The organism is Streptomyces sp. NPDC055099, assembly GCF_053607685.1.
Genome location: NZ_JBSGUA010000061.1, coordinates 1 through 2,357 on the forward strand (window position 1 = coordinate 1; position 2,357 = coordinate 2,357).

Sequence of the window (2,357 nt, forward strand, 5' to 3'; positions counted from 1 at the left end):
CGCGAGGGTCACGGCTCCGCCGAGGACGATCCCGCCGGCCGCCCACGCGCGGTCGTTCTCCGTCATCATGCGCTGGCTCCCGAGGTCGTGGTGCGGCGACGCTGGTTGTTGTCGGTCCGGTAGAGCCGCTGCTCGATGCCGGTGAGTTCCAGGGACGCGGCGATGCCCGGCCTGGAGCCGACCTTGATCAGGTATTTGCCGCGTCCCGGGTGCCGGGCCCCCTCCTCGTCCAGGGGGGCGGGGGTGTCGTCGTCGGCGTACGCGGTGGGGTCGATGTCGAGCCCGGTGGACGTCGCGGAGGCCCATGAGCCGATCATCATGCGTTCCTGCTCGGTCAGGGACCGCTTGCCGGTGACCCGGCCCAGCTCCTCGTCCGAGGACGCGCCGATCACCCAGGTGTCGCACCGGTCCATCAGGCCGCGGGCCTTGGCCCGGTCGGCTTCCGTGGGCAGTGCCTCGACGTCGAGCAGGGAGTGGGTGACGTAGATCGTCACGTCGTTCGTCGTGCGGTTCAGGCGGCTGATCGCGTCCATCGCGTCGACCAGCCCGGGGCCGGAGCGCAGGGCCCGCCACATCTCGTCCATCGGCAGGACCAGGGCACGGTCCATCAGGCCGATACTGCGGGCGGAGTCGACTGCGCCGTAGGTGTAGGCCCAGGTGGCGATCATCCCGGCGGAGACGACGTCGTTGCCGCGGGCCCGCAGGGCGGAGATGTCGACGGAGACGGCGGGCGCGTTGATGTCGAGGGCGGTGGTCGTGGGCCCGTCGAACAGGCCCTTGAGCGGCCCGCCGACGAGGTTGTCGAGTCCGGCGACCACGCTGCGGGTGAGGTCCTGGTAGCGCTCGCCCTCGGCGGCGAGCTTGCTCCGCAGTTCCTGCGGGGCCAGCCGCAGTACCCTCACCACGTCGGAGACGACCGGGTCGTTGCCCGGTGTCTGCCCGGCGGAGGCGATCTGCACGGCGGTGTCCAGCGCGCTGCGCTCGATCTCGTCCGGTGCCCGACCGAGCCCGTGCTTGGTGGACAGCAACGCCAGCAGCGTCTCCAGGCGACGGCCGTTGAGGACGTCGAGAAGGGCTTCCTGCTTCTCCGCCGACAACGTGTGCAGGCGGCCCTTGAGCGGCCCGGAGTCCAGCGGGTTGAGGCGGCCGATGCCGTCGCCGATCCGGACGACGGACCCGCCCAGCTCCTGCACGATGGTGCTGTACTCGCCCTTGACGTCGCCAGGCACGCACATCATGTGCCCGTACGCCGAGTACACCAAGCAGATCCTCTTGACCAGGGCGGACTTGCCCGCGCCGGGCTGGGACATCACCCACACCCCGGGGTTGGTGGTGAGCTTGCCGGTCCACCCGGCGGGGTCGATGCACACCAGCTCGCCGGTCAGCACGTCCCGGCCGACCGGAACTCCGCGCGGCGGCAGCCCGCTGCCGAGGAGGAAGGGGTAGATCCCGCCGGCCTGCGAGGTGGGGCCGGTGTAGACGGTGCCGGGATCCTCGACCGGGCTCCGGCCGCTGAACCGCCCGCCCCACCCGAGACGGGGGGCAAAGCGCCCCCGCAGCCTCTCCAGCTCCCGCCGCTCCTGGCGGGTGGGCTTCTCCTCGGCCGTCTGCACCATCCGCTTGGGGGTGGTGACCGGTACTTGCTTGGGCTTGCGCGCCATGGTCAGTCCTTCACCAGCGGGTTGTAACCGATCGGGAGCTGCGCTGCGAACGTCGCGGCCTGAGTGCCGTACGCGGGGCGCATACGGATACCGCGGGTGGCCGCGACGGCACGGTTCAGCTCCTGGCGGGCGGCGGGCAGGTCGTCCACGCTGCGGGCGGTCGCGGTCACCATCAGCGTCCAGTCCACGACCTGCGCTCCCCCGGCGGCCTGGGCGGCCGCCTTCTCCGCCCGCAGGACGTCGGCCTGCTGGCTGTACTTAGCCCTGCCCTTGGTCTCGGCGGTGGTACGCCGCCGGTCGTGGGCGCGGTTGATCTCCCGCTCCAGCACCGCTTCGCCCTCCAGCGGGTCCAGGACCCGGTAGGCGAGGGTGATGCGCCGCTGGTAGCGGCCCGGGGCCAGCAGCGGCAGCAGCACGCTGTAGGGGACCGGCCTGCGGGGCATCTCCTGGAGCACCCAGCTGACGGAGACCCCGCCGTCGTGCGCGTACTCCGTCCACTCGTCGTCCGCGGCCTGCGGCCCGCACTCGCCCCAGCTCAGTTCCTGGAAGTCGCTGTCGCGGGCGGTGAACACGTCGGGGTCGTAGGCGGATCGGACGATCCGGCGCAGGTCGACGTCGTTCGCCCGCCGCTGGATGTCGGTCCCGGTGCCCGACAGGTCCAGCCCGTCGACCACCCGCAGCGCCTCGGCGACCTGC

At 72.0% G+C, this 2,357-nt stretch carries 2 protein-coding genes; both read right to left on the reverse strand.

What is annotated here, in order from left to right:
- Window positions 1-65: 65 nt before the first annotated feature.
- The gene (locus ACWFRU_RS42235; protein WP_453694163.1) at window positions 66-1,661 is read right to left on the reverse strand and encodes an ATP-binding protein; all 1,596 of its coding nucleotides are present in this window, start codon (window positions 1,659-1,661) and stop codon (window positions 66-68) included.
- A 2-nt stretch (window positions 1,662-1,663) separates the two neighbouring features.
- On the reverse strand, window positions 1,664-2,357 hold a 694-nt coding region (locus ACWFRU_RS42240; protein ID WP_453694165.1), incomplete at its 5' end, for an SCO6880 family protein.